Source organism: Paenibacillus chitinolyticus, from assembly GCF_045038035.1.
Classification (GTDB): domain Bacteria; phylum Bacillota; class Bacilli; order Paenibacillales; family NBRC-103111; genus Paenibacillus_F; species Paenibacillus_F chitinolyticus_A.
In genome coordinates this window covers 4,486,832-4,513,035 of record NZ_CP173427.1, presented here as the reverse complement: position 1 = coordinate 4,513,035, position 26,204 = coordinate 4,486,832, and the positions used below count along the sequence as shown (strand labels likewise).

The following is a 26,204-nucleotide window of genomic DNA, read 5'->3' as shown; positions in this document are numbered from 1 at the left end:
CGACCCACCGCCTTCTTGTTCTACATAAAGCCGGACAAATAAACGGCATAGTCAAGGAGACGCCGGACGGACGGCCGCACAAGCGGTTCCTCAGCCGCGGCGGGGAGAGAGAATTCCTCGCGGGAAGGCTTGGAGTTCACTTCCAGCAGTTTTACCTGCCCGGCCGCGTCCAGAGCCAGATCCACGCCGAGCTCCCCGAACGTTCCCTTCACGTTCCTGCTGATGGCCTGAGCGACTGTCAGCGCCGTACTTTTTAAAGTACGCTGAATGCTTCCTTTGAGTGAGGCCAAAGAAGTCCCGGCCAGCGCTTCCTGGACGGCCGTCATCGTTCCGCCTCTCGCGAGGTTGGATACGAAGTGCTGCTCCGCCGCGATCCGGGCCACGATGGAGCTCAGAACCCATTCTCCTCCGCCGTCTCTCTGAACGAGGGCGCGGAAGTCGACGGGGCGGCCGCCGATCGTCAGCAGGTCCAGGCCTTCCTGGATCTGATAAGCCTGTGTCCGGATTTTTCCCGCCATATGGGAGTAAGCCTCGAAGAGATCGGGATAGGGAAGGACGACGGTTCCGCTTAGCGCGGAGAACCGGACTTCACAGCTGCCGTCCTCCTGGACGCGCAGGCGGAAAATTCCTTTGCCGAGACTGCCGGAGGCCGGTTTTATAAATAAAGTCCGGTGCCGGCCGGACATGGCCTTCAGCATGTGATAGTTGGAGAAAGGATGAGACTCCGGCAGGCAGTCCTGAAGAGCGGCCTCACTGCCCAATGCAGAGAATACGGCGTTCTTATCCAGGTATTTATCATTGAAAATGTGCGTCTGGTGACGCAGCTGAACGGCTTTGAGGAAATGCTGGACTTCCGGTTTGTTTTCGTATTTGCGTGAAGTCAGCCGGTTGTAAATGACGTGCGGGACGGGAAAAATCCCCTTTTTCCATTCCTCGTCGTAATACAGGCCTCCCAGATCGGGGAAAGTGTGTATTTCTTCGGGAGAGAAAAAGAACAGGCTGACCCCGGCTTCCTCGCCTGCTTTGGTCAGCTCCCGGCAGAAGGTTGTCATGGAGCCGAACGGCATTTCCTGAGACGAATAGAGCCTGCTGAGCAGAACCCCGACGAGCGGACCCGCATAAAGCGTGGCGGCGGAAGGCTGATAAACGAGCGAGAGCCTGCATCCGCCGCGAATGCCGAGCCGGCGCCCCAGCGCGGGATGAAGGCACAGTTCTTCGTCCGGACTCGCGCCCGGTATCGCAGCCTTCCGGACCACCGCTTCGCAGGACGCGGAACCGAATCGGAGCTTGACGACGCTGTCCGTGGCCAATCGGCACGCCCGGATTATCCCCGCGCTCAGCAGAACGGTCCGTTCGTCCTCGTAGAGAGCGGGATCGAGGCTGCGGACATGGAAGATGCGGGTCATAGAAAAGCTCCTTCGCTTCGCGGTATAAGCGGTACCAGCGGCTGAAACTAAAGAATTACTTCATCATATGAGGACATATATCCCTTGGTGCAAGGGCGAATGCCAGGTTTCGGCCGTACGTTCGGCATGATTTGAAGGCAGGGGGGTATCCGGCACAAGATGACAAATATGGACAAAGTGTTAACAAAAGGATTGACGGGAGACTAAAGTCCTTGTAAGATGTAAGTAATTTCAATATTATCTTTATCCCGACAACTACATACCCAAACTTTAACATGTTACCGAAAGGGCATTAGTTAAAGAAGTGATTCTGCTTCTTTGACTATGCCCTTTTTTTTGTACTCTCGGGACCACTAAGGAGGTGAGGAACTCCCGGTAAGAAGGCGTTGGTTGACAAAGCATCAGGGGGACCGCTTCAGTTTGTAACCGATTACAAAAGAACCTTTAAGGAGTGTTTGTACACATGAAAAGAAACAAGTGGCTCAACATGGGACTTTCTTTGATGATGGTATCCGCAATCGCGGCAGGGTGCAGTAAAACGAACACAACGACTACGCCGACGGCTACTCCGGGCACGTCCTCGAATGCGAACTCGGGAGATGCGAGCGGCAAGAAACTGACCGGCGATTTCGAAATCCAATATTTTGTGGGCGGATACGGAGATACCTGGTGGAAAGCGGCAATCGACGAGTTCCAGAAAGCTAATCCGGACCTGAAGATCAAGCAGTCCGCAGGAGCTAAAATCAACGATCAGATGAAACCGCGCTGGATTCAGGGCAATCCGCCGGATGTGGTTTATATCGACGGAGCGGGCGCCAACGCGAGAACCATGTATCAGGACGGCCAGCTCATGGACATTACCGACTGGTTGAAAACCGCCAAAAACGCGGACGGCAAAAACATTATGGACCTGTTCATTACCAAGCCGGAAGAGTACGAAGCAGGCAAATACTACGATGTTCCGCTCGTCTTCGGATCGTGGGGAACGTTCTGGGATCGTGCCGAGTTCAAGAAAAACAACTGGGAAGAGCCGAAAGACTGGGAGAGCTTCCTGGCTGTAGGCGACAAAATCAAAGCGTCCGGCAAAATGAGCGTCTACATTCACACCGGTGTGTACCCGTACTACATTAACGGCGCGTTCCTGGATTCCGCAACCGTGGTGGCGAACAACTACGATACGTCCATTATCAAAAAAATCAACAACATGGAAGAAGGCGTATTCAAGAGCGAACCAGTCATGAAAGCGCTTGACAAGATCATTCAAATGCGCGACAAGGGCTTCATCGACAAGGGCTCCGTCGCTTTGAACCACACGGACTCCCAAACGCAGTTCCTTCAGCACAAAGCGGCCTTTATTCCGAACGGCCTCTGGGTAGAGAACGAAATGAAAAAAGACGTGCCGCAAGGCTTCGAATTCGGATTCATTCCGTCCATTGCCCAGGAAAAAGGCGGCAAAAGCGTAGCCATTCCGACTACGGCCACGATGGGTATCGCCAAAAAAGCGAAAAACCCGGAAGCGGCAAAAGCGTTCATTCAGTTTATCTTTACCGAAAAACAAGCGGGAAAATGGGCGGAAGCGACAGGCGCTCTGCTTAACGTGAAAACGAATCTCGACAGCACGTCGGCAAGCAATCTGGCAAAAACAGCCATCAAATCTTACAGCTCCCCGGACACGGTTGTGGCTCCCGAGCCGGTTATCCCGGAAGACCTGAAAAAAGTGCGTAACGATTCCACGCTGGCACTGACTCAAGGCACCATCACCAAAGAAGAGTGGGCGAAACGTATGGAAGACGAAGCAGCCAAGCAGCGCGCCAAATTGAAAAAATAAGCACCCATATCTCCGGAGTGATAATAAGGGAATGCGAATTCCCTTATTGTCGTTCCCAGGAAAGCGGAGGTTCTCGCATGAAAGGAACACCTGTGACTAATCCGGCTGGCGCCATCGTGGCGAAAAAGCCGAAGGGCGGACGCTCCAGGGTAAGGCGCAATCTGTTTATCGCGTCCTTTATCCTTCCGACCCTGCTACTCTATCTCATATTCACCGTCTATCCGATGCTCAAAGGGATCTATCTCAGCTTGTTTGACTGGTCCGGCGGATCGATGGATTACAATTTTATCGGGCTGGACAATTTTAAAGAAATGTTCAAGGACCCCATTATTCCGAAGGCCCTGCTTAACGATTATTTTCTTGTGGCGGGCAAAGTGATCGGTTTTATGGTGCTCGCCCTGTTTTTTGCGGTGGCACTGACCCGTCTTAAGATCAAAGGCTCGGGGTTTTACCGGGCGATCTTCTTCCTTCCGAACGTAATCTCCGTCGTAGTCGTCGGTGTGCTGTGGCGCTACGTCTACAACCCGAACCTGGGCTTTCTGAACTCTCTGATCGGCAAGATCAAAGGCGAGGAGTTCATATTTCCGTGGCTGGGCGATGCGGCAACGGCGATGTGGTCGCTGCTTCCGCCTTCGATCTGGGCCGGCGTCGGTTTCTGCACACTGCTCCTCATTGCGGGAATATTGAGCATCCCGGACTCACTGTACGAAGCGGCAGGGCTTGACGGCGCCACCCAGTGGCAGCAGTTCTGGCACATCACGCTTCCGCTGACATGGGAGCAGATTCAGACTTCCGTTATCTGGATCGTGATGACTACGCTCAACGGTTCCTTTATCATCGTCTCGATTATGACCGAGGGCGGGCCGGACAACGCCACCCAGGTACTGGGCTCCTACTTGTACCAGCAGGGCTTCAGGCAGTATCACCTGAGCTATGCGGCCGCGATCGGCGTATTGACGCTCGTTGTGTCTCTGGTAACGACGGTTGCCTTGCAGCGGATTATGAAGAGAGAACCGTTAGAAATTTCGTAGAGGGGTTATACGCATGAGTGATGGACTGAAAAACCCGTTTTGGCGCATAGTCGTCAACCTGCTTTTAATCGTGTGGGCGATCATGGTGCTGTACCCGCTCGTCTGGACCGTCCTCGGTTCCCTGAAGGATAACCAGCAGTTTTTCCAGGGAAAACCGTGGAATCTTCCCCAATTTCCGCTGTTGTTCTCCAACTTCAGTTACGTTTGGGATAAGTACCAGTTCGGCAGTTATTTTATGAATTCGATCATCGTTACGGTAGTCAGTGTCCTGGCCGGTCTCGTGCTGTCGGCAATGACTGCGTACATTCTGGCCCGGTTCGCTTTCAAGGGAAGCGGCGTCCTTTATTATGTGTATATCGCTTCGATGATGATTCCCATGTTTCTCGGGATGATTCCCCTGTTCTTCCTGATGAGCGATATGGGATTGACCAATTCCCTTCTTGGCCTTATCATCGTATACACAGTTTCTACCATTCCGTTCAGTGTGTTCGTTCTGGTCGGATTCTTCAAAACGCTGCCATCCGAAATCGAGGAAGCGGCCATGATGGATGGCGCCTCTTACTACGGCATTTTCTTCCGCATTATGATGCCTCTCGCCAAACCGGGACTCATTTCCGTCAGCATCATCAACGTGCTGAACACGTGGAATGAATACATTCTCGGCGTCGTACTCAATAGTGAACCTTCCAAATACACTCTTCCTGTGGGCATTGCCGTTATGCAGGGAGAGATGCAGTACCGGACGGAATGGGGTCCGCTGTTTGCGGCGCTTCTCATTTCCATGGTGCCGGTCATGATTTTCTATCTCATTTTTCAGCGTCAAATTGCCAGCGGAATTACAGCGGGTGCGGTTAAATAACGGCCCGCCGCTTTTTTTCCGCAAGATGAAAAAGGTGAGCAAACATGCTGCATACGCTTCAAAAAATCGGCCGGTCTCTCATGATACCGATTGCCGTCCTGCCGGCCGCCGCAATTTTGCAGCGGCTCGGCGCTTTTACTTTCCAGGATCCGTTTCTGATCTTTATCTCGAAGATATTCAGCGCAGGCGGCAAAGCCATTGTGGATAACCTTCCTCTGCTGTTTGCGATCGGCATCGCGATCGGCATGACGTCCGGCCAAGGGGTGGCGGCGCTTGCGGCTACGGTCGGATACGTCGTGTTTGTGAGAGCGCTTGCGACTTTTGAAAGCGTACCCGTAGAGCAGACGGCGCCAGGAGCCCATCTGGATATGGGCGTCCTTGGAGGGATGATGACGGGGCTTATCACCGTGATGCTGTTCAACCGGTTTCATAATATCAAGCTTCCGGATTATCTCATGTTTTTCGGGGGCCGGCGTTTTGTCCCCATCATTACCTCGCTCGTTATGGTAGGAATGGGAGGACTTATGGGCCTGATCTGGCCTCCCGTACAGGATGTGATCCGGGATGCGGGCCTCTGGATCGTAGATGCGGGGGGAATCGGCGTATTCATGTACGGCTTTCTGAACCGGCTTCTCCTGGTCACGGGTCTGCATCATATTCTGAACAGTATCGTGTGGTTTCAGGTGGGCGAGTTCATGACAAATGCCGGAACTTATGTTCATGGCGATATGACCCGCTACAACGCGGGCGACCCGAGCGCGGGCATGTTTATGAGCGGCTTTTTCCCGACGATGATTTTCGGTTTGCCCGCGGCGGCTTTGGCGATGATCAAATGCGCGCTGCCGGAGAAGCGGAAGAAAGCGGCCGCTCTGCTTTACAGCGCCGCACTTACCTCGATGCTCACCGGGGTGACGGAACCGCTTGAATTTTCGTTTATGTTCGCGGCACCGCTGCTGTACGGAGTGCATGCGGTTCTGAACGGTCTTGCGATGCTGCTCATGCATCTGTTTAATATTAAGCTCGGTTTCAGTTTCTCGGGAGGAATTATCGATTTGTTGTTGAATTGGAAATTAAAGGAATTTCCTTTTACGTTTCTGATCATAGGAGCTGTCTATTTTGTCGTCTACTACGGGTTGTTCCTGTTTCTGATTAAGGTCTTTAAATTGAAAACCCCGGGCAGGGAAGAGGACTTTCCCGGCTTGACCGCGGCGATCGTATCTTCGGCCCCTCCCCCGGAGGAAGAACGGATTACGGCTATCGTGAACAGCGTGGGCGGCATCGGCAATATCATCAAAGTGGACTCCTGCATAACCCGGCTGAGGCTGTGGCTTAAAGAGGCTGAAGAAGTGGAGGAAGAAAAACTGAAGGAACTGGGTGCATTCGGAATTATGAACATGGGAAAGGGACACGTGCACGTTATTTTCGGGACGGACTCAGAATTGATTAAGGAATCCATTGCCAAACGTTTAGCTGCATAGATGGAGGAGAACCTTTATGATTCAAAGAAAAATCATTCACGTGCTTTCCCATAATGTAGTCATGACAAAGCTTTCGACCGGCAAAAATTCAATTGCGTTCGGCAAAGGAATCGGATTCAAAAAAGAACCGGGCATGATTATACAGGACGCCGATATTTCGCAGGAATTTCTGCTGCACACTTCGGAAGTGCTGGAGCATTACGAACACATTCTTCATGCCGTCGACGTCAAAATTATCGGGATTACGGAGGAAGTGATCGCTTACGCGCAGGGGCATCTGGAAGGGGAATTTTCCGAAACGATCCACGCCGCGCTGGTCGATCACATCAACTTTGCCGTGGAACGCTGCAAGCGGGGGGTTCATATCCTTAATCCGTTCGCTTACGAAATCAAGCACTTGTACGAGGAAGAGTACCGGATAGCCAGCAAGGCGATCGATTTTCTGAATCAGCATCTGGATGTGAGGCTGCCGGACGATGAAATCGCATTTCTCGCGATGCATTTCCATACCGCCCGGACCAAGGTGGAGAAAGGAACGGCGCTTGCGGTGGTCCGACTGGTCGCACAGGTAATCGAGAGAGCCAAGGAACTCGGTCTGGACTTTGACAATTCGTTCTCGACCGTCCGTTTTATTTCTCATTTAAAAGCGCTTATCGACCGGATCATGGAACAAAAAACGATACGGAATCCCCTCCTGGGTAAAATTTGCGAGGAATATCCTCTGGCGTTTCAAAAAGCGGTCCTTTTGGCGGAGCTGCTGAAGACGAATCTCCAAAAACCGATTCCGATGGATGAGATCGGCTTTCTGGCTCTTCACCTCGAACGGCAGATGCAGCGCTCCGGGATGGACTAAACGCCTTCTCTGCTGCCGTAGGGAAAGCGGCGGGCTCCGGTCGGAAACGGCACCCCGCATTTTCTCGACGGCAGCAATCGTGATAAGATCGGAATGAGGAGGGATGAATCATGACGGATTCCACATTCCGTGCCTTGCGGGCCGATAAGACCGGGCAGGGTGTTTCACTGGGTATACGCGAAATGACGGTGGAGGAACTGCCCGAAGGGGAGCTGCTGGTGAAGGTTGCCTACTCCGGCGTCAACTTTAAGGACGGGCTTGCCTCCACGGCGGAGAGCAAGACCGTCCGTTCTTATCCGATGGTGCTCGGCATCGACTTGTCCGGCACCGTCGTCTCGTCGGCCGATCCGCGCTATAAGGAAGGGGACGAAATCCTCGTCACCGGCTACGCGCTCGGCACCGGGCATTTCGGCGGCTACAGCGAGCTGGCCCGGGTGCCGGCGGACTGGGCGGTGCCCGTACCGGACGGCCTGACGCCTAAGGACGTCATGGCGCTCGGCACCGCGGGCTTCACGGCCGCTCTCTCCATCCAGCGGCTGGAAGACAACGGCCTGCGCCCGGGCCAGGGTCCCGTGCTTGTCACGGGAGCTACCGGCGGCGTGGGCAGCGCCGCCGTCTCCATGCTGGGGGGTCTCGGCTACGAGGTAGCCGCCAGCACGGGCAAAAGCTCCGAGCACGCGTACCTGCGCGGGCTCGGAGCAAGCGAGGTGCTGCCGCGCGAAGCGCTTGCGGCAGAAGACGGCAAGCCGCTCCGCCGCGAGCAGTGGAGCGCGGCGGTAGACCCTGTGGGCGGCGCGTCGCTTCCGTACGTGCTCGGCACGGTACGGTACGGCGGCTCCGTCGCCCTCAGCGGGCTCACCGGCGGCGGGGCGTTTCCCGCCACCGTGTACCCGTTCATCCTGCGCGGCGTGAACCTTCTGGGCATAGACTCCGTCTACTGCCCGGAAGGATTGCGCAGGAAGCTGTGGGAGCGGCTTGCCGGCGACCTCAAGCCGCGCAGCCTGGGGGACATGATCCAGCGGGAAATCACGCTGGAGGAAGTGCCTGCGGCGCTGCAGGACATCCTGGCGGGCCGCATGCGCGGACGCGTCGTGGTGCGCCTGTAGCGCACACGAGCCGATGCGGCGATGTCGCCACGTATCATTTGCAGGGTTGTGCACCTAACGCTCCGCCAAACAGCGGACGCCCGTTAAAAAGCAGTCAGATGCGGATTCCCGCGGCTGACTGCTTTTTTTGTCCACTATCTTCCTGGCACGGCGGGGCTGCTCTCGCACAGCGCCGTTAGAGGGTCCATGCCATAACCACATATCTCCCCCTGGGATAACATGCACTACCCGGCGCTGCCTCTCTTCCCGAGGTCGGCGTCTTTTTTACGGCCGTTCGTCCGCGGCATCCCGGAAGCCGCCCCCGCTAACGGTTCTCTCTCCCTTGTCATGCGCTTCCTCGCCGGCTCTTTCCCTTAAGAAAAGATGACGGTAATCGACCCATCCCTGGCGGTCTACGCGAACGCCTCCGATCGAAGAGTGAACGGCGACCCGGAACGTTTTTTTTAATAAAAAAAGCAGAGCCGTTTCCTCGTGGAGCATGTCCTCGATCTTCAGCAGCTCCGCAGCCTGCCGTTCAAGCGAGGCCTCACGCTGGATTTGTTTCACCGCGTTTTGTATGCGGCTTTGGAGGGCGGAGCTCATATGCCTGTGGATATAGTTGGTCGTCTGAAGGAGATAGCCGAGAAAACCTAGCGGAGAAGCTGAGACCGGCATGAACATGCACATGTCTGCCTGATGGACATAGTCACGGTCGGTAAAAGCGGCGATAGGCATCGTTTCGACTTTCACGCTCAGGCCGGCTTCCGTAAGTTTTCCGGCTATCCAGCGGGCATCTTCACCGTGCTGGGCGTATGCAAGGAGCCGCAGCGTCTCGCCCGCGTATCCCGATGCCCGGATCAGCTCGTCCACGGACAAAGACGCGCTGTCACGCGCATATCCGGCGTTCAAATCCGGATCTTCCGGAAGCCGTGAACCCTGCCTCGACTTAAAATCCCGCATCATGCCGGACGAAGGACCGACCCGGTTATCTCCGAGTTCCCGCGCCATGGCTTGCCGGTCGATTAGCCGGTCGACAGCCTGGCGGAGAAGCCGGCTGCGGCACGGACCGCGTCTGGCGTTGAATGTGAGCACGGTGCTTCCGTCGAATACATGCTCTTCTTTGGCAAGAAAACCTTGATCTTTATACTCCTCCGCAGGCATCGGGACATCCCCGTGGGAGACGATGAGCTTATCTTTCTCTTTCGGACGATAGGCGGCAAGCCGTTCCGGTAAAATCCACATCTCGATCACATCCAGATGAGGCCGTACGCCGTAATAGCCGTCAAAGGCATGAAGCCGACAAATATATTTGTCATAAAACTCCATCCGGAAAGGTCCTGTACCTATAGGGGAGCGCCCGAAAAGGGACGGACTGTCCCGGACGATATCTTCCGGCACGATAGAAGCTGCCGGAAACGTCAGGAAGAAAGGCAGCAGATGATTGGACCGTTTGAGCCCGATCCGAAGAATGTAAGGGGTTATGGGAGTGAGAGACACCACATCCTGGATGAACCAGGACCAGCTGGAGCCGCCGGCGGGATCGGCAAGCCGTTCCAGCGAGTATTTCACATCCCCCGCATCCATTTCCCGGCCGTGATGGAAGTACACTTTTTTGCGCAGATAAAAGGTCCACTCGGTGCCGTCCGCACTGCATTCCCAATAATGGGCAAGCTGGGGGAGCAGATTTCCCGTTCCGGGATCGAATTCGAGCAGCGTCGAGAACACATGGCTGATAAGTTGGCAGTCCGTGGCATAAATGGCATGGACGGGATCGAGCGAAACGGGGTGCCGGAACAAGGGCAGACGCAGAGTATCCAGGACGGCTCCCTCGGAGGAGGCGGCAGTAAAGCCGAAATATCCGGACATCCAATCCAGAAAACTGTCCTTGAGGTCGTAGTGGCGCCCGTAGGCGTGGATCAGTTCGACGGCGGCTTTGAAATCGCCCTTCCGCGTCAGGTCCATCGCGGTCCGGGAGATGAGTTCCGGAGCCGGGATCACGAAAGTAAGCAGCGAAGAACGGCCGCGTCCGCAGCCCGGCTGCCAGCGGATCCAGTCCAGCTGGGCCATTTTCTTAAGCAGCAGCTTCACATTCCGTACGGTGCAGAACCAGTGGCCGGCCAGCAGGTCCAGAGTGATCGGAACCGGCTCGCCTTCGCGGGCATGCGGCAGGCTGACGCGCAGCTGCAGATAGTAATCATAAAGCTGCATAAAGTCCGGTCTCCTTGTAGTTGTAAAAAAGGGGAAAATATTAAAGGTAATTATACTCTTTTTGTTCCTCTTATTCCATCTATAATCAAAGGTAGCCGGCCGCTTCACACAAAGAAAGGGGTTTGACGCATGTATCCGCAACCATATTATCTGGAAAAAGAAATGGAACAGCACAACCGGGACCTGGATCGCAGACTACGGGACTATACCAAATTCGGGCGTTTTCTCTGCTCGAAGCTTATGAGCGGCAAGGACGGAACGAAGAACGCCAGTACAACCGCTAAATCCGCCGTATAAAACGTACTCATAAAGCTCCTGAGCCTGTCATAGGATGTAGTACAGGGCGGCATGTCCTTTAAGCTGCCGCGGGCAGAGGCCCGAGGGCGGGATGCCGTCACTTCAGGGGGAGCGTGAACAGCCGTGAAAGGATTCAAAAACGTGATTTTTATGAGCCTCGCGCTTGGTATGCTGCTGTACTCCGTACCGCAGCTTGATATTGGGGGAGGCTTTACCCTGCCGACGGTGTTCGGCGCGATTTGGATCTGTTTCGCCCTGCTTATCATCGCGGCTCATCTGCACGAGCTTCTCGGGGTCGACGAGGAGACCCGGCAGGAGATCGTCCGCGTCAAGCGGATGAAGCGCTGGCGGATGGAGCAGCGGCTGCAGGGGAAGAAAATGCTGGGCCTGCGCAAGTAAAGTACCCGGGGGCCCGGCGGGTGCCGGGGTGCCGCGAATATCGCGAATACCCCCAGACACCGCAATACCCCAGACACCGGAGGTCCCGTGGACACGCGTAGATGATACAGGCAGCGAAGAAAAACCAGACGGACGGCGCTTTCCGCGCTTTTCGTTTGGTTTTTCTTCGTCTATAATAAACTTAACAGACTAATACAGCGAATCGGACGGGGGTAGTACAGTTGGATGAAACGGGAACAGAATCGTTAACGAAGCACGAACAGATTCTCCGCCATATCGAGAGCCTGAAGATCGGAAGCAAGATCAGCGTCCGAAAAATCGCGGACCAGCTCGAAGTGAGCGAAGGCACCGCTTACCGCGCCATCAAAGAAGCGGAGAATCAGGGCCTCGTTTCCACGAAGGAAAGGGTCGGCACGGTCAGGGTCGGCAAGCGGGAACGCCGCAACATCGATAAGCTGACCTTCGAGGAAGTCGTGAACATCGTGGACGGCGAAGTGCTCGGCGGCATGAACGGTCTGGAGAAGACGCTGCACAAGTTCGTGATCGGGGCCATGGAACTCGATGCGATGATGCGGTATGTGGAAGCGGGCTCGCTTCTTATCGTGGGCAACCGGGAAGAAGTGCACAGGCTGGCTCTGGAGCAGGGTTCCGGCGTGCTGATCACGGGCGGCTTTCATACCAGCCCCGAGATGACGAAGCTGGCGGATAAGCTGGAGCTACCCATCATATCGAGCAGCTACGATTCCTTCACCGTGGCTTCGATGATTAACCGGGCCATTTACGACCGGCTGATCAAGAAAAAAATTCTGCTCGTCGAGGATATTTTGACGACGAATCCGCATGTTTTCGCTTTGAAAGCGAACAGCTCGGTCAAGGAATGGCGCGCGCTGGTCGAAGAGACGGGGCACAGCCGGTTTCCCGTCACGGACGAGTGGAACCGCGTGATCGGACTTGTGGCCCCGAAAGATATGCTGGGCGCCGATGCCGGTCAGACCGTGGACCGCCTGATGACGCGGAATCCTCTGACGGTCAGCCCGCAGACCTCCGTCGCTTCCGCCGCCCATATGATGGTGTGGGAAGGGATCGAGCTGCTGCCGGTAGTGGACGGCAACCGCAAAATGCTCGGCGTGATCAACCGCAATGACGTGCTCAAGGCGATGCAGTATATCCAGAAGCAGCCGCAGAACGGGGAAACGTTCGAGGATCTCATCTGGGGTAGGTTCGAGGAATTCCGGGACGAACAAGGGAACGTGGTGTTCCGCGGAACGATAACGCCCCAGATGACGAATCACCTGGGGACGGTATCGGAAGGGGTCCTGACCACTCTCATGACGGAAGCGGCGTACCGCGTCGTGCAGACCGTCAAGAAGGGGGACCTCGTGATGGATAACATGTCGACGTACTTTATCAAACCGGTGCAGATCGAAAGCGAGATCCAGATCCGGCCCAACATTCTGGAAGTGAGCCGTAAATTCGGCAAAATTGACGTGCAGATCTACCATGCGGGCACTTTAGTGTGCCGGGCGATGCTGACGGCCCAGTTTATCGACGGCGTCTGATCAGCGGGACATGCGGGAGAAGTACGAATAATTGCGGATTCCCGCAAACAGGTTAAACAGTCCGAGCAGCAGGCAGATGGTCCCGAATATTCGGCGCACCGGCGTGTCCGATAGGAAGAAAAGCTGCGTCACGGCAATAAGAATAAGCATCAGCCCCATACTGATATTCATCAGCGCGGCGTTGGTGCCTCTTTGCTTTGGATCGGTTTTCCGGCGGGAGCGGAAGCTGAAGACGACCGAGAAGAGCAGGGTAATAAAAATAAGCGTAGACAGTACGATTTGAACCGTTTCTAACATGTACGGAATGCCCCCTACAGATTGTTTTGCTTTAACTGTACCGATTTTCCCTGGAAAAAGCAACGAAGCCGGGGCCTCCAAGGGCAACCGGCTGTCATGAATAAAGAAGGGATTCAATTCTTTCTGTCGAATACATGTCCTGATTATTAAAGAAGATAGAACACGGGTTAGTTGCTTATCTCTAATTTCTGCTGCAATTTCTCCCAGGAGGATTCCAGCTGCAGCCGTGGTACTTCCACAGTTTCGAACTTTTCGATCAGCGTATCTTTGAGAAGATCTTCAAAAAAGTTATCGAATTGATACTGGGTCATAAATAACACTCCTAAGTTCTGGTCTATGGATATAAATGTATACTTTTATATTATCTTTAAAACCTTACATAATCAGCGCAATTTTGTTTCGCAAGGATGCAAAATAATTTTCACTGATGCGCAAGAAAGAAGGATAAAAATGGAAGAATATAACCTCTGATTTAAAGACATCTATAGGATCTTACGTCTTAAAATAAATTCTGATACGACGGTTCTATGCGACCCCGTGAACAAGTGCGCAAACGGGCTTGCGCAGATGTGCAATCTAGTGCAGATGAACCATAAAAAAAGATTGCATATCAGCAGTGGGCTGATATGCAATCTTTTTGTTTTTTGCTATGATGTGGATAGGTTTACCACATCATATATCTAACTTCCGGTTTCTCGCTGGAAACCGCTTTTTGCAGTGATTCTACTTCGAGTTTGGACAAGGATGCGGAGGAGACGGGAGCCGCTTTGGAACTTACAGCTTCTTTAACAGCTTGCTTCAGTTCACGGGACCATAGTACTGCCGTTTGCATGACAGACACCTCACTTTGAAATTAATATAAAACTTATTTCCTATATTACCTTAAAAACTTGCACTCGAAAAGGTGGATTTTATGAATTCCAAAAAAAAATGGATGATATTGTTTTTTATAGGCATCATCTTCCTTCAGTTCTGGTGTTTAAGGGTAGCTTACCGGTATCCGTATCTCGGTATTATCGTCGATCAGAACCCGAAGCAGGAATGGGTAATCACCCAGCTGGAGCGGGTCAGCATCGGCTCCAAAATCGGATTCAAGCCGGATGACAAGATTCTCAGCGTAGACGGGAAAAGGCCGGAAGAGCATCTGACGGTCAAAAAATATTACAGTATCGAGCAGGCGGACGTCATTACCGTGCTTCGCGGCGACAAGGAACTCACCTTTACGACGAGAGACCACGCCACGTCCATGACGGTCGATATTTTATCCCTGCTGGGCGAGATCATTGCTTTTGTTTTCGCGTTTCTGATTTACAGCCGCCTTTCCAAATCCCGGTCGGCTCTTATGCTGTCCGCCGTCTTTCTGAATATCGGGCTTATCTTCATGTGTCTCGGCGCATCGACCCGAACCGATATTCTGGCCAAGGGGATGACGACAAGCTTGGTAGCGTGCCTGCCCTTTCTGTTCCTGCAGTTTCTGATTATGTTTTTCCAGGAACGATCCAATTTCACTTTCTCGACGCGCTACATGAAATACGTGTACGCCGCGATCGGATTCTCTTCGGTGCTGCAGCTCAGCATGTTTTTCCCGGACGCGAACTTCAAGTTCTACAAAATCATTTATTACGGCACGATGAGTTTCTTCATAGCCGGGTTTATTATGAATATTTATTTGCTGGGCCATTTATACAAGAAATACAGAAAATCGAACGATTATTTATTTACCATTATTAAAACGATTATATTTTGCTTGGGCCTGTCTTTCTGTCCCCTGGCGTTCCTGAACTTTATCCCGAGGATTCTGTTCCAGACGGAACTGGCATTTTCTTATTACAGCGGCTGGTTCATTCTCTTCTTCCCCGTCACCTTCGGCTATCTCATTATGTCCAAGCAGCTTTACGACCTGGATATCATTTTGAGGCGGGTATTCAACACGACTCTTATTTCCGTTCTGCCGAGCGCCGTGCTCGTTGCCGTGAATTATTTTATTTTCCAGAAAGACGCGACGCTGAAGCATATGGTGATCAGCTTTACGACCACGATGGTCGTGCTGACGTTCGTCACCTACTCTCTGGAGTATTTCGCGACCCGGCTGGAGAAGATCATGTTTCCCAGGAAATATTACCTCCAGCAGGCGCTCAAAAAAATCGCCGGCGCCCTCGGCAGCATTACGAATTTCCGCGAGCTTAGAGATATCGTGCTGGTGGATATCGTGGACATTTTGCAAGTATACGGCGGGGCTATCGTAATCCAGTATGCGTCCGGAACCCTGGAAATCATCAGCGAAGGAAATATCGACGAACAGGATGTGAAGAGGCGGTTCCTTACCGGCGACTGGTTCGACTCCGAATATACGCGAACGCTGATCAAAGGGCACGAGGAATACGTAAGCTACCTGGTCATGGCCAAAAAGAAAACCAATACGTTTATGAACCGGGAAGAAACCCAGTGGCTGAGTCTTATTATTTCGTATTTGTCCGTCAGTCTGGAGAACCTGTATCTGATCCGCAAGCTGAACATGAAGCTGCTGGAGCTGGCCTCGGAGCTTCCCAACCAGGAGGGCAGCGAAGAATACGTCTGGTTCCGCAAGACCATGTTCGATTTGCAGGAAAAAGAACGGACGCGGATCGCGACCGATTTGCACGATACGACCATGCAGGATATTTTCTTCGTTCAACGGAAATTGAAAAATCTTCAGAAACAGCTGCTTAATCCCGACGACCACCGGCAGCTTAAAGATATTTTGAACCATCTGGAACTGATCAATATGAATTTGCGGCAGTGCTGCTTCGAACTGAATCCTTATCTGCTTAAAAATATCGGGCTTGTCCGGGCCCTGCAGAACCTCGTGGATACCGAATCGAGTCTCGGCGATTACGAAATTCAGTTCGTGACGGAAGGAAAGACGACGGCGATGGAGAATCTCGATTATGAGGCGAAACGCCATATTTTCCGAGTCATTCAGGAATTGATTACAAATGCGAAGAAACATTCGCAGGCCAGCAGGCTTTTCATCCGGCTTGTCGCAAGCGGAAGCGAGGTTAGCATTCACTACGAGGACGATGGAATCGGCTTTAAACCCAATTCGTCGTCGGGCAAGACAGTCGGCCGTTCCGGTATGGGCCTGGAGCAGATGAAAGGCCGGGTGCTACATTTAAACGGGCAGTTTACGATGGAGTCCATGACGGGTAAAGGCGTTGAAGTCAGAATTCAGATCCCTATAAAGGAAGGCATACCGACATGAACAAAACACAACATATCCTAATAGTTGATGACCACCCCGCCATGGCATACGGCACGAAGTTCATTCTGGAGCAGGAGGAGAATATCCAAGTGGTCGGCGTCGCGACGACCGGGGAAATGGGCGTCGAAATGATGGTGAAGCTGAATCCATCCATCATTTTTCTCGATTTTCATCTTCCCGATTTAACGGGCATGGAAGTCGCCGTCAAGATGAGGGAGCTGAACAAGGACGTTCAGATCGTGATTTTCACGGGCATCGATTACATGCCGATTCTGAATAACCTTCTTGAGCTCGGCGTTTGCGGCATCATGTCCAAAGACTCGAGCGAGGACCAGATCCGCAACATGATGCGGGCTCTGAAAGAAGGTCAGTCCGTCATTCCGATCTCCCTGCTGCATCAGATGAGGCTCAGCCACCCGGACGATGATTTGTCTAGCCTGACCGACGAGGAAATCAACATCATGAACCAGATCGTCAAAGGCGCCACCAATGAGCAGATTGCCGATGAGATTCATATGAGCAAACGCTCGGTGGACAACTACGTGCGCAAGATCTACGACAAGTTCGGGGTGAAATCCCGGGCTCAGGCCATCGAGAAATTTTTACAAATCAAGCGTTGACCAATCCCGAAAAGGCGGTGCAGCATGAAGGCTGAAGTTTGGAGCGATATTCAGGATCTCATTGAAACGTATTTTACCGTACCTTCCTTGAAAGAACTGCTGTTAAAAAGCGTGGCGGACAAGAAAGAAGAGCATTCCATCTGGGGAGAGCTCACCTGGAGTGTGCACGATCTGCTTGGCGGAAGCAATCCGGCCATTCACCGGGCCGCCGCATTGACCGAGCTTATGCTGCTTGCGCTCGATATCATGGATGACATCCAGGATCAGGACAATACGGAGAAACCGTGGATGACCGTGCCCCAGGAGCAGGCGCTGAACGTATACACGGGACTCGTGACGGCGTCCGTTTCCGAATTGGGGGCCCTCCGCCGCCGATACCCGGGCTCTCCTCTGCCCGATCCCGCCCAAGTATGCGGATTTATTACGGAGGCGATCAACGGCCAGCACCTGGACGTGACGAACGCCGTGCAGACGGAAGAGGACTACGTGGGAATGGTTCAGCGCAAATCCGGTACGCTGGTTCAACTGGCCCTGTACATGGGCTATGCCTGCACGGACGCGAACGCCGATGAAGATACCGTCGGCAAGCTGAACCGCCTGGCCGTCTATATGGGACTGATGGCCCAGCTCGACAACGATTTGAGCGACCTGCTCCGCTTTGATTACAAGAACGATCTCGTGCAGAAAAAGAAAACCATCCCGGTCCTGTTCCTTCTGGACGAGGAAGATACGGAATTCCCGGTTATCCAGCAGTATTACAACGGTGAAATCGACCAGCCCCAATTTTTAAAACATAAGCCGCAGTGCGTCCAGTATGTCGTGGACTCCGGCTGTATCGAATACACGCGCACGATTCAGAACTTGTATCTGCACCATGCGGACGAGCTGTTTGCCGAAATTCCGGCCGCTTCCGCGAATAAAGAGGCTTTCCGGGAGGTCGCGCTGGCCCGATTCGAGCTGTAACGCCCGGTTTCAGCCTTTCCTGCCTATTTTAAATAGGAAGGGCTAGTAAGAGCCGTTAAAGGCGTCATGATCCGGCACGATCGTTCCTTTGTCGGGGAGAGCCTGCTTCTTCGGCTCGTCCGCCGTAATCCACACGGTCAGCTCCGATTGTACGAGCGCCATCGCTTTGACATTGACGATGTAGTCTTTATCGATTACGCCGTAATACGTTTTGCTCGCGATAAGGCGTTCGTACAATTGGGGCGAATCCCGGATTTCCCCCAGCTTCTGTCCTTCGACGATTTTCAGATCTCTCTTGACCCGGTCCTCCAGCGCTTTCTGAACATGGCTTTCCAGCGGATGCTGAATATCGTTGTACAAATGGACGGTCACACGCGTGATCAGTCCTTGTTTGTTTTTGAATTTGTTCAGCGTTTCGATATCCAGTTGAAGCCCGTTATTTTCTTTTTTCAGGTTCCAGTTTTCGATTACGAGCACGTTGTAGGTATGGTGATATAAGCTTAGAAACACGGCGCTGCCCACAATCCCTCCCGCCAAAAAAAGCCCGATACCCGCGAGGAAGCGGGGATAACGGTCGAAGCTGGGCATTTTCAAGACTGCCCGCCCCCCTTGCAGATCAGCTGGATGAGCGATGTACCCATGTGCGCCCCGATATAGGCGCTGATGATCAACAGAATTTGCTTGAAAGCGGGAGAAAGCTGCCCGTCCTGAAAGTTGTCCTGGATCATCCGGATGGGGTCGATCGTGCCCCCGATTGCGGCGACCATCGCCCAAATTTTAATGTTCTCGGCGATAAGCAGCATCTTATAGGTGGGGGGCTGGAGCGAAAGAACCGAGCCGATTCCCGCCAGCATGCTGCCTCCCATAACGACGCCGAAAGCTACGAAAAAATTGAGTATCGCGGAAGTGACAAAGCCCGTCACCTGATTCCCTTCTTTCTTTTTTGGACTTCTGTGCGGTTTTAATAGGGTCCCTTTGGTAAAGTCTATGAAGTTCCGCGATCGTTTATGATAGAGAAAAGAGACAAAGCCCGCGATTCTTGCGGAACGGGTCCGGTCTCTATTTTTTTGCTAGAATCTCCGGAAAATTGCGTTATACTGATTAAAAAGAAATTTCACCGGAGATTTATAAGAGCAGAGGAGGCGGATTTCTTGTACGCCAAAGCACATATTCGCAGCATGGCGCCCTACATACCCGGCTTTCAGCCGGAAGCGGAGCAGCAGGTCATCAAGCTCAATTCCAACGAAAATCCTTATCCGCCCTCACCCGATGTGAGGAAGGCGCTGGCAGGTTTCGATTACGCTCTGCTGAGGCGTTATCCCAATGCGACGGCCGAGCCCGTAAGGGAAGTGCTGGCGGACATCTACGGTGTAAACCGCAATCAGGTGTTCTGCGGCAACGGTTCCGATGAGATCATTTCCCTCCTGTTTAAAGCGTTTCTGGAGGAGGGAAGCGCCATCGCTCTGCCTTATCCGACTTATTCGCTTTACCGGACCGCGGCGGACATCCACCGGGTGCACTGCGAATTCGTACCGACCCGGGAAGATTTCAGCATCGATACGGAAGCTCTTCTCGCCGTGCCTTCCCGGGCCATCATTCTCGTAAATCCCAATGCCCCTACGGGATTGCTGGTGTCCGTGGATGCGATCGAAGAGCTTGCCGGGCGTTACAAAGGGCTTCTGATCGTCGATGAAGCTTATATCGATTTTGCCGATGGAGAAGCGAGCGCCTTGAGTCTGATCGGCCGCTGTCCGAACCTGCTGATTCTGCGCACGTTATCTAAATCGTATTCCCTTTGCGGAATCCGCTTCGGCTATGCGTTTGCGGACGAGGCTCTGATCGAGGCGCTCGACAAATGCAAAGATTCCTACAATGTGAGCATGCTCACGCAAACAATCGCGGCCGCCGCGCTGAGGGACCGGTCCTATTTCGGCGAAACCGTCGGCCGTATCCGCGCGTCCAGAAGCAGCTTAGGCGGCAGTCTTCGCAGCCTCGGGTTTGCCGTTCCCGATTCGGAGACGAACTTCCTGCTGTGCACGCCTCCGGCCGGATCGGGTTTATCGGCACGAAGGATTACGGAGTGGCTCGCGGAGCGGCACGTGTACATCCGGCATTTCGATTCCCCGCTGCTTGAGGACAAAATCCGAATCAGCATAGGCACGGAAGAGGAGAACCTGAAGCTGCTGACACTCCTTGAAGATCTGCTTAACGGGCCGGAGGATGAAACGGTTTACTCGGGAGATTGAATCTTCTTTTCGTTTACAAAAATAAAATGTATTAAAGGAGGAACGCTATGACATCTCCAGCGAAAGGCGCAATTTCTGAAAAACTCGCAGGCCAGCTTGAAAAAGGCTCCTGGATCCGCAAGCTCTTCGACGAAGGGAAGCGGCTGATCGACATTTACGGAGCCGACGAAGTGTATGATTTCTCGCTCGGAAATCCTGTAGTCGAGCCGCCCCGGGCTTTCCTGAAAGCACTGGCCGATACGGTGAGCAGCGGCGAGCTGGGCAAGCACCAGTACATTCCGAATCAGGGGCTGCCTTCGGCAAGACAGAAAGTGGCGGACTATCTTAACGGACGGTACGGGGGCAGCGTCAAGCCCGAGCATATCGTCATGACGGTCGGAGCGGGCGGAGGGCTGAACGTAGTCCTGAAAAGCATCCTGAATCCGGGCGATGAAGTGATTCTGCTGACGCCTTACTTCGTGGAATACGACTATTATGCCGACAATCACGGCGGCGTCCCGGTTCATGTTCCCCTCGCCGACGATTTCAGCGTCGATACGCAGCGTGTCGCCCAGGCGATCACGGAGAGGACCCGCGCGATCATTATCAACACACCGGGCAATCCGACCGGCACGCTTCTTACGCAGGATAATTTGAACGAACTGGGAAAAGTGCTTGCCGAAGGCGAGAAAAAACATGGCGGCCTGATCTACATGGTCTACGACGATCCGTACAGTCAACTGGTCTACGACGCGGTTCCGCCGAACCCGTTTGCCGCATACGGGCGTACGATCCTCGTCAGCTCGTTCAGCAAAGACCTTGGAATCGCGGGAGAGCGTCTCGGTTATGTCGCGGTCGACGCTTCGGCAGACGATGCGCAGCTGCTCGCCCAGGCGTTCGTTTTCAGCAACCGAACGCTCGGATTTGTCAACGCGCCGGTTATGATGCAGCGTGTCATTACGCGCATGGATACGCTCGCCGTCGAGCAGCAGGAATACCGCAAGCGGCGCGATCTTATGGTCGGCGTGCTGCAGGAGGCCGGGTATGAATTCACCGTGCCGCAGGGAGGCTTCTTCATCTTCCCGAAGACACCGATTGCAGACGACGTCGAGTTCTGCCTGAAAGCGGTGCAGGAGCATCGTCTTCTGATCGTGCCGGGGAGCGGCTTCGGGCGGGGCGGGCATTTCCGTCTGTCCTACAGCGTGCCCATCAAGCAGATCGAGCGCTCCGGCAAAGTATTTAAGGCGCTTCTGGATTCTTACCGGTAACCAGACGGCGAGAGAGAAGAGAAAGCGGGAGAGGCAGGCTGCTGGCCGTTTCCAGCGTGCTCGGCCGCCGGGTGCGCATTCCGGCACGGTGTGCCGCGCGATCGACCTCCTGACAAAGAGAAGTTCCCGCTGCCGCAAGGCAGCAAAAACAATAAAAAACCGTCTGTATCCCTACGGGTGCAGGCGTTTTTTTTAGTATAAAAACGGGCCGGGAGCAAAATTTTTCCGGGGCGAACGCATTTTCGCCTTTTTGAAAATTGTGATAGAATAGAAGAAAGGAAGTTTCGGAGGAGTAATGGCCATGAATTCGTTTATACATCTGCATGTTCACAGTGAATACAGCCTGCTTGACGGGGCCGCCCGCATTCAGGACCTCGTGGAAACCGCCTCGCAGCTGGGCATGAAGTCACTAGCGCTGACGGATCATGGCGTCATGTACGGAGCGGTACCGTTTTATAAAGCGTGCCGGGCCAAGGGCATCAAGCCTATTTTGGGCTGCGAAGCTTATTTTACGGAAGGGACGATCCGGACCAAAGGCACGCGGCAGGAGCAGCCGATCTATCATCTCATTCTGCTGGCCAAAAACATGCGGGGCTACCAGAACCTGATGAAGCTGTGCTCGGTCGGTCACCTGGAAGGGTTCCACTATAAACCGCGTATCGATCACGATCATCTCGCCCGTTATTCGGAAGGGCTTGTTTGTCTGAGCGCGTGCCTGGGCGGCGAAGTGTCCCAGCATCTGCTTCACGACCGCAAGGAGCAGGCCAAAGCGGCGGCCGAGCGGTACCGCTCTATTTTCGGCGAAGATTTTTATCTTGAAATTCAGGATCATGGGTCCATCGAGCAAAAAAAAGTCATGCAGGGCATGATCGAGCTGAGCCGCGAAACGGGCATCCCGCTTGTCGCCACTAACGACGTGCATTACGTCAGGGAACAGGACCATGTGGTGCAGGATGTGCTTCTGTGCATCGGAACCGGCAAGACGGTGGACGATCCCCAGCGCCTCAAGTTCGAGACGAGCCAGCTTTACCTGAAAAGCGAAGACGACATGCGCAAACTGTTCGCACATGTACCCGAAGCGCTCGACAACACGCTGCTTGTGGCGGAGAAGTGCGATCTGGCTTTGAATTTCGATCAGTCTATCCTGCCGAAATTCAAACCGATCCCCGAGGGGCTCGGCGCGGGAGAATACCTCAGGGAGCTGTGCACGGAAGGGCTTGCCCGGCGCTATGAGAACCATCCGGACTGGAATGACCTGCAGGGGGAATACCGGCAGACGCTGGAGACGAGGCTTTCATACGAGCTTGGCGTTATCGAGAGCATGGGCTTCTCGGATTATTTTCTCATCGTCTGGGATTTTATCCGCTTCTCGCACGAGCACGGTATTATGACGGGGCCCGGAAGGGGGTCTTCGGCAGGAAGTCTCGTTGCGTACGTGCTCCGGATTACCGATGTGGACCCTATCCGGTATAAGCTGCTCTTTGAGCGTTTTCTGAACCAGGAGCGGATCACGATGCCGGATATCGATATCGATTTTAACGACGAGCGGCGGGACGAAGTTATCGATTATGTCGTGGCGAAGTACGGGCAGGAACACGTCGCTCAGATCATCACGTTCGGGACGATGGCCGCCAAGGCCGCCGTACGCGATGTGGGCCGGGTGCTGAACGTTCCGTACAACGAAGTGGACCGTGCCGCGAAAATGATTCCGGGGCAGCTCGGCATGACGCTGGAAGCGGCCCTGAAGGTAAATCCGGATTTGAAGGAACTGGCCGCGAAACAGCCTAAAACCGCGGAACTGCTGAATATGGCGAAGCGTGTCGAGGGTATGCCCCGTCATGCTTCGACACATGCCGCGGGAGTTGTCATTTCGCGCGAACCGCTGACCCATTATGTTCCCTTGCAGGAGGGAACCGGCCAAACACCGCTGACCCAATATTCGATGGAGCATCTGGAAGCCATCGGTCTGCTGAAGATGGATTTTCTCGGTCTGCGGACCTTGTCCATCATCGAACGGACCTTGAAATCCATTGAGGAGCAGGAAGGCATCAAACTGGATTTGGCGAAGCTGGACATGGATAACGACCCTCTGACGTACGAGCTCCTCGGGAAAGGAGAGACAACCGGTATTTTCCAACTGGAGTCTCCGGGAATACGCAAGGTGCTTCGGGATTTGAAGCCGTCGGGATTTGAAGATATCATTTCCGTTAACGCCTTGTATCGTCCGGGTCCGATGGAGTTTATCCCCCGGTACATCGAATGCAAGCACGGACTGACGGAGCCGCAGATTCCGCATGAAGCGCTTGTGCCGATCCTTAAGGATACGTACGGCATTATCGTCTATCAGGAGCAGATCATGCAGATCGCTTCGGTCATGGCGGGATTTTCGCTCGGCGAAGCGGACCTGCTCCGGCGTGCCGTTTCCAAGAAGAAGCGCGAAGTGCTGGACGAGCAGCGCGCACACTTCGTGGAAGGCAGCGTCGGGTTAGGCTATAAGGAGGAAGAGGCGAACGGCGTCTACGACATGATCGTGCGGTTCGCGGATTACGGGTACCCGCGTGCGCATGCAACCGCTTATGGCGTACTGGCTTTCCAGACAGCGCATTTGAAGGCACATTATCCGCGGCATTTTATGGCTTCCATGCTGACGGCCGTCGTCGGGAACCACAGGAAAACGGCCGAGTATGTCGACGAATGCAGACGGATGAAGCTTGAAGTGCTGCCCCCGGATGTGAATGAGAGTGGCGTTAATTTTACGCCTGTCGCGCCTAAAGCATCTTTGCCGGCTGCAGAAGGGGCAGGCGAAGAGCACGGAGAGACGGGCAGCGGAGATAAGGGCCCCGAGGGGGCCGCCGTTACGGCCGGAAGCAGTCAATCGAAGGGGGAAGATGGGGTTGCCGGGGAATCCGGGGAATTCGCCAAGAACGATGTCGGCGCTTCTCCTGCCGGTAAGGGTGCCATCCGCTTCGGTCTGGCCGCAATCAAGAACGTCGGCACGAACGCCATCGAAGCGATCCTCAAGGAGCGGCGTGAGAAGCCTTACGAGAGTTTGCTCGATTTCTGCCGGAGAGTGGATTTGCGCGTCTGCAACAAACGCGTGATCGAATCGCTCATCCAGGGAGGGGCGCTTGACGGCTTTCCCGGTCACCGCGCCCAATTTGTCGCCATGCTGGACGATACGGTGGAGGCGGCGGTGAAATGGCGGAAAGAGCGGGATGATCTGCAGCTTCACTTATTCGGTTTCGTTGAGGAACCGAACTGGGAAGTGGAGATTCCGGAGGTTGCCAGGCTTTCCCGCACCCAGCAGCTGGAGTATGAACGTGAACTGCTGGGGCTCTATATATCCGGTCATCCGCTCGATGACCATCAAGAGCTGCTGCAGGAGCTGGAAGCGGACCCGCTGCATTATTTGCAGGATTATGCCGATAACAGCGAAGTTATCGTGGCGGGTATGGTTGTCTCCAGCAAAACGATCGTCACGAAAAAAGGCCAGCCTATGGCCTTCATGGATCTGGAAGACCGGATTGCGCGTGTCGAAGTGGTTTTATTCCCCGAAGCGTGGAAAAAACACGCTCCGCTCGTGCAGAAAGGCAGCGTCGTCCTTGTCAAAGCGAAGCTTCAGCTGCAGGACGAAGACCCGCCGAAGCTGCTGGCGGAGGCAGTGGCCGCGCCGGACGATCCGGCCGTCCGTCGCTGGCAGCGCCGTCCGCTGCGTCCGGGCGGCCAGTCCGCCTCCGGCGGCAGTGCGCCGCGGGGAGCCGGGGCTCCGCCGCAAGGAGGGCGCGGCCCGGCGGCCGGGAACGCCCGCAGCGGGCAGCCGGGCGGCGGCCCGGGAGCAGGCAGCGGCGCGAACGCGAGCCCGGGCACGCGCTCCGGCGGAGAAGCCGGCATGCGCCCGGGCGGAGAAGCCGGCGCCCAAGCGGGCGTAAGCGGCAGCGCACGGCCTGCCGGAGGCAGCGGCCGGGCGGATGCGGCCTCCGGACGCGCGCAGGCGCCCGGCCGCGCCGGCGGCTCTGCGCGCGGCTCCAGCGTGGTGCGCGAGACGCGCCGCGGAGCCGCCGGCTATGGCGCCGGAGAGCCCGGGCCTGCAGCCGGCGAAGCCCGCGGCGGGCACGACGGCGGCCCGCGTCCGGGCGGCGAAGCCACCGCCCAAGCGGGCTCGTCCGGACGCGCCGCAGACCGCGGCAGTGCGGCCCCGCAGCGCTCATCCGCAGCCAAGTCTGCGGATGAGTCGCGGCGCCCCGCCGCCGCGCAGGGCACACCCGCCGGGGCTTCCCGGCAGCGGGTGTACGTCAAAATTGCGGCTCACCTGGAGGAGCCGCACAACCTCGTGAAGCTGCAGGAGCTGCTGCAGCTTCACGCGGGCCCGCTGGAGGTCGCGCTGTTCTACGAGCGCACCCAGCGGCTGCTGGCTTTGAGCGGCCAGTACCGCGTCAAGCCTTCCCCGGAGCTGTTCCGTTCGATCGAACAGCTGATGGGCAAAGATTGTGTAAAGGTGAAATAATCCTCCTTTTTCCGGCATACATTTGTAAAACCGCCAAAAGCGGCAGCCTGTCCGCAGCTGCGCGGTAACAGCCGGATAAGGGA

General features: G+C 54.7%; 22 protein-coding genes. 15 read left to right on the top strand and 7 right to left on the bottom strand.

What is annotated here, in order from left to right:
- Positions 1 to 20: 20 nt before the first annotated feature.
- Positions 21 to 1,406, bottom strand: coding sequence for a YheC/YheD family protein (locus tag ACI48J_RS20340; RefSeq protein WP_405080004.1), 1,386 nt, complete (start codon positions 1,404 to 1,406; stop codon positions 21 to 23).
- 463 nt (positions 1,407 to 1,869) lie between these two features.
- Between ACI48J_RS20340 and ACI48J_RS20335 the strand changes: the two genes are divergently transcribed.
- From ACI48J_RS20335 to ACI48J_RS20310, 6 genes are all read left to right on the top strand, one after another.
- Positions 1,870 to 3,234: an ABC transporter substrate-binding protein gene (locus ACI48J_RS20335; protein WP_405080003.1), complete on the top strand. Its 1,365-nt coding sequence runs from the start codon at positions 1,870 to 1,872 to the stop codon at positions 3,232 to 3,234.
- A gap of 77 nt (positions 3,235 to 3,311) precedes the next feature.
- Entirely contained in the window at positions 3,312 to 4,265 is a 954-nt protein-coding gene (locus tag ACI48J_RS20330) for a carbohydrate ABC transporter permease (protein ID WP_405080002.1), read from the top strand.
- A gap of 13 nt (positions 4,266 to 4,278) precedes the next feature.
- On the top strand, positions 4,279 to 5,124 hold the full coding sequence (locus ACI48J_RS20325) for a carbohydrate ABC transporter permease (protein ID WP_405080000.1): 846 nt from the start codon (positions 4,279 to 4,281) through the stop codon (positions 5,122 to 5,124).
- A 44-nt stretch (positions 5,125 to 5,168) separates the two neighbouring features.
- Positions 5,169 to 6,602, top strand: coding sequence for a PTS transporter subunit EIIC (locus tag ACI48J_RS20320; protein ID WP_405079998.1), 1,434 nt, complete (start codon positions 5,169 to 5,171; stop codon positions 6,600 to 6,602).
- Between the two features lie 16 nt (positions 6,603 to 6,618).
- Complete coding sequence (locus ACI48J_RS20315; protein ID WP_405079997.1) at positions 6,619 to 7,455, top strand: PRD domain-containing protein; 837 nt, start codon at positions 6,619 to 6,621, stop codon at positions 7,453 to 7,455.
- 110 nt (positions 7,456 to 7,565) lie between these two features.
- Positions 7,566 to 8,561 carry an acryloyl-CoA reductase gene (locus ACI48J_RS20310; RefSeq protein ID WP_405079996.1) on the top strand — a complete coding sequence of 332 codons (996 nt, stop codon included), beginning with the start codon at positions 7,566 to 7,568 and terminating at the stop codon, positions 8,559 to 8,561.
- Between the two features lie 264 nt (positions 8,562 to 8,825).
- Here ACI48J_RS20310 and ACI48J_RS20305 read toward each other — a convergent pair whose 3' ends face one another.
- Entirely contained in the window at positions 8,826 to 10,748 is a 1,923-nt protein-coding gene (locus tag ACI48J_RS20305) for an ABC transporter substrate-binding protein (RefSeq protein WP_405079995.1), read from the bottom strand.
- A gap of 129 nt (positions 10,749 to 10,877) precedes the next feature.
- Between ACI48J_RS20305 and ACI48J_RS20300 the strand changes: the two genes are divergently transcribed.
- From ACI48J_RS20300 to ACI48J_RS20290, 3 genes are all read left to right on the top strand, one after another.
- On the top strand, positions 10,878 to 11,045 hold the full coding sequence (locus ACI48J_RS20300) for a hypothetical protein (RefSeq protein ID WP_326052335.1): 168 nt from the start codon (positions 10,878 to 10,880) through the stop codon (positions 11,043 to 11,045).
- 123 nt (positions 11,046 to 11,168) lie between these two features.
- Complete coding sequence (locus tag ACI48J_RS20295) at positions 11,169 to 11,444, top strand: hypothetical protein (RefSeq protein ID WP_218229266.1); 276 nt, start codon at positions 11,169 to 11,171, stop codon at positions 11,442 to 11,444.
- Between the two features lie 221 nt (positions 11,445 to 11,665).
- Entirely contained in the window at positions 11,666 to 13,003 is a 1,338-nt protein-coding gene (locus ACI48J_RS20290) for a DRTGG domain-containing protein (RefSeq protein ID WP_009674567.1), read from the top strand.
- On the opposite strand, the gene ACI48J_RS20285 is transcribed toward ACI48J_RS20290, so the two are convergent.
- From ACI48J_RS20285 to ACI48J_RS20275, 3 genes are all read right to left on the bottom strand, one after another.
- Complete coding sequence (locus ACI48J_RS20285; RefSeq protein WP_009674559.1) at positions 13,004 to 13,300, bottom strand: YtpI family protein; 297 nt, start codon at positions 13,298 to 13,300, stop codon at positions 13,004 to 13,006.
- 167 nt (positions 13,301 to 13,467) lie between these two features.
- The gene (locus tag ACI48J_RS20280) at positions 13,468 to 13,611 is read right to left on the bottom strand and encodes a hypothetical protein (protein WP_009674608.1); all 144 of its coding nucleotides are present in this window, start codon (positions 13,609 to 13,611) and stop codon (positions 13,468 to 13,470) included.
- 353 nt (positions 13,612 to 13,964) lie between these two features.
- A complete protein-coding gene (locus ACI48J_RS20275; RefSeq protein WP_326052339.1) occupies positions 13,965 to 14,132 on the bottom strand; it encodes a hypothetical protein in 168 nt (55 codons plus the stop codon).
- Positions 14,133 to 14,213: 81 nt separating this feature from the next.
- Here ACI48J_RS20275 and ACI48J_RS20270 point away from each other — a divergent pair, with 81 nt between their 5' ends.
- Genes ACI48J_RS20270 through ACI48J_RS20260 form a run of 3 tightly spaced genes read left to right on the top strand, consistent with a single transcriptional unit; the run spans position 14,214 to position 18,124 of the window.
- Positions 14,214 to 16,541, top strand: coding sequence for an ATP-binding protein (locus tag ACI48J_RS20270; RefSeq protein WP_405079993.1), 2,328 nt, complete (start codon positions 14,214 to 14,216; stop codon positions 16,539 to 16,541).
- Positions 16,538 to 17,161, top strand: coding sequence for a response regulator transcription factor (locus ACI48J_RS20265; RefSeq protein ID WP_326052341.1), 624 nt, complete (start codon positions 16,538 to 16,540; stop codon positions 17,159 to 17,161). Before ACI48J_RS20270 ends, ACI48J_RS20265 begins: the two co-directional genes overlap by 4 nt.
- Positions 17,162 to 17,185: 24 nt before the next feature.
- Positions 17,186 to 18,124, top strand: a complete 939-nt coding sequence (locus ACI48J_RS20260; RefSeq protein ID WP_405079991.1) for a polyprenyl synthetase family protein — start codon at positions 17,186 to 17,188, stop codon at positions 18,122 to 18,124.
- Positions 18,125 to 18,166: 42 nt separating this feature from the next.
- On the opposite strand, the gene ACI48J_RS20255 is transcribed toward ACI48J_RS20260, so the two are convergent.
- Together ACI48J_RS20255 and ACI48J_RS20250 are read right to left on the bottom strand one after the other, a co-directional pair.
- The gene (locus ACI48J_RS20255) at positions 18,167 to 18,712 is read right to left on the bottom strand and encodes a hypothetical protein (protein ID WP_326052349.1); all 546 of its coding nucleotides are present in this window, start codon (positions 18,710 to 18,712) and stop codon (positions 18,167 to 18,169) included.
- A 2-nt stretch (positions 18,713 to 18,714) separates the two neighbouring features.
- The gene (locus ACI48J_RS20250; protein ID WP_009674587.1) at positions 18,715 to 19,047 is read right to left on the bottom strand and encodes a YtrH family sporulation protein; all 333 of its coding nucleotides are present in this window, start codon (positions 19,045 to 19,047) and stop codon (positions 18,715 to 18,717) included.
- A gap of 228 nt (positions 19,048 to 19,275) precedes the next feature.
- Here ACI48J_RS20250 and hisC point away from each other — a divergent pair, with 228 nt between their 5' ends.
- The 3 genes from hisC to dnaE all read left to right on the top strand — a co-directional run bounded on the left by hisC (position 19,276) and on the right by dnaE (position 26,121).
- Positions 19,276 to 20,370: a histidinol-phosphate transaminase gene (gene hisC, locus ACI48J_RS20245; protein WP_405079990.1), complete on the top strand. Its 1,095-nt coding sequence runs from the start codon at positions 19,276 to 19,278 to the stop codon at positions 20,368 to 20,370.
- Between the two features lie 47 nt (positions 20,371 to 20,417).
- On the top strand, positions 20,418 to 21,617 hold the full coding sequence (locus tag ACI48J_RS20240; RefSeq protein WP_405079988.1) for a pyridoxal phosphate-dependent aminotransferase: 1,200 nt from the start codon (positions 20,418 to 20,420) through the stop codon (positions 21,615 to 21,617).
- Positions 21,618 to 21,918: 301 nt separating this feature from the next.
- Complete coding sequence (gene dnaE, locus ACI48J_RS20235; RefSeq protein ID WP_405079986.1) at positions 21,919 to 26,121, top strand: DNA polymerase III subunit alpha; 4,203 nt, start codon at positions 21,919 to 21,921, stop codon at positions 26,119 to 26,121.
- The last annotated feature ends 83 nt before the right edge of the window (positions 26,122 to 26,204 follow it).

Excerpts from the sequence above, each read along its gene's own strand:
- ACI48J_RS20340 (WP_405080004.1), bottom strand. The coding sequence starts at position 1,406 with ATGACCCGCATCTTCCATGTCCGCAGCCTCGATCCCGCTCTCTACGAG.
- ACI48J_RS20335 (WP_405080003.1), top strand. The coding sequence starts at position 1,870 with ATGAAAAGAAACAAGTGGCTCAACATGGGACTTTCTTTGATGATGGTA.
- ACI48J_RS20330 (WP_405080002.1), top strand. The coding sequence starts at position 3,312 with ATGAAAGGAACACCTGTGACTAATCCGGCTGGCGCCATCGTGGCGAAA.
- ACI48J_RS20325 (WP_405080000.1), top strand. The coding sequence starts at position 4,279 with ATGAGTGATGGACTGAAAAACCCGTTTTGGCGCATAGTCGTCAACCTG.
- ACI48J_RS20320 (WP_405079998.1), top strand. The coding sequence starts at position 5,169 with ATGCTGCATACGCTTCAAAAAATCGGCCGGTCTCTCATGATACCGATT.
- ACI48J_RS20315 (WP_405079997.1), top strand. The coding sequence starts at position 6,619 with ATGATTCAAAGAAAAATCATTCACGTGCTTTCCCATAATGTAGTCATG.
- ACI48J_RS20310 (WP_405079996.1), top strand. The coding sequence starts at position 7,566 with ATGACGGATTCCACATTCCGTGCCTTGCGGGCCGATAAGACCGGGCAG.
- ACI48J_RS20305 (WP_405079995.1), bottom strand. The coding sequence starts at position 10,748 with ATGCAGCTTTATGATTACTATCTGCAGCTGCGCGTCAGCCTGCCGCAT.
- ACI48J_RS20300 (WP_326052335.1), top strand. The coding sequence starts at position 10,878 with ATGTATCCGCAACCATATTATCTGGAAAAAGAAATGGAACAGCACAAC.
- ACI48J_RS20285 (WP_009674559.1), bottom strand. The coding sequence starts at position 13,300 with ATGTTAGAAACGGTTCAAATCGTACTGTCTACGCTTATTTTTATTACC.
- ACI48J_RS20280 (WP_009674608.1), bottom strand. The coding sequence starts at position 13,611 with ATGACCCAGTATCAATTCGATAACTTTTTTGAAGATCTTCTCAAAGAT.
- ACI48J_RS20275 (WP_326052339.1), bottom strand. The coding sequence starts at position 14,132 with ATGCAAACGGCAGTACTATGGTCCCGTGAACTGAAGCAAGCTGTTAAA.
- ACI48J_RS20270 (WP_405079993.1), top strand. The coding sequence starts at position 14,214 with ATGAATTCCAAAAAAAAATGGATGATATTGTTTTTTATAGGCATCATC.
- ACI48J_RS20265 (WP_326052341.1), top strand. The coding sequence starts at position 16,538 with ATGAACAAAACACAACATATCCTAATAGTTGATGACCACCCCGCCATG.
- ACI48J_RS20260 (WP_405079991.1), top strand. The coding sequence starts at position 17,186 with ATGAAGGCTGAAGTTTGGAGCGATATTCAGGATCTCATTGAAACGTAT.
- ACI48J_RS20255 (WP_326052349.1), bottom strand. The coding sequence starts at position 18,712 with ATGCCCAGCTTCGACCGTTATCCCCGCTTCCTCGCGGGTATCGGGCTT.
- ACI48J_RS20240 (WP_405079988.1), top strand. The coding sequence starts at position 20,418 with ATGACATCTCCAGCGAAAGGCGCAATTTCTGAAAAACTCGCAGGCCAG.
- dnaE (WP_405079986.1), top strand. The coding sequence starts at position 21,919 with ATGAATTCGTTTATACATCTGCATGTTCACAGTGAATACAGCCTGCTT.